This is a genomic window from Sporosarcina luteola (genome assembly GCF_023715535.1).
GTDB classification, from domain to species: Bacteria; Bacillota; Bacilli; order Bacillales_A; family Planococcaceae; genus Sporosarcina; species Sporosarcina luteola_B.
Genome location: NZ_JAMBOI010000073.1, coordinates 1 through 264 on the forward strand (window position 1 = coordinate 1; position 264 = coordinate 264).

A 264-nucleotide genomic window follows, 5' to 3' on the forward strand; every position below is an offset into this window, starting at 1 on the left:
TGAAGCAACAAAACATCAAGTAATCAACCGAGTCGATCACTTTTGTGATTGAACAATACTTTTTTAACGATTGCCAACGTATATCGCTATACAATGGTGATCAACCAATGGTCTAGACGTATGTAATACGTTGAAAACCAGATAAAGGTTAAGTTAGAAAGGGCGCACGGCGGATGCCTTGGCACTAGAAGCCTATGAAGGACGGCACTAACACCGATATGCTTCGGGGAGCTGTAAGTAAGCTGTGATCCGAAGATTTCCGAA

1 rRNA gene is annotated in these 264 nt (G+C 42.4%); it reads left to right on the plus strand.

The window, feature by feature from the left end:
- Positions 1-146: 146 nt before the first annotated feature.
- Positions 147-264, plus strand: a 23S ribosomal RNA gene (locus M3191_RS18390); the annotation flags it as partial.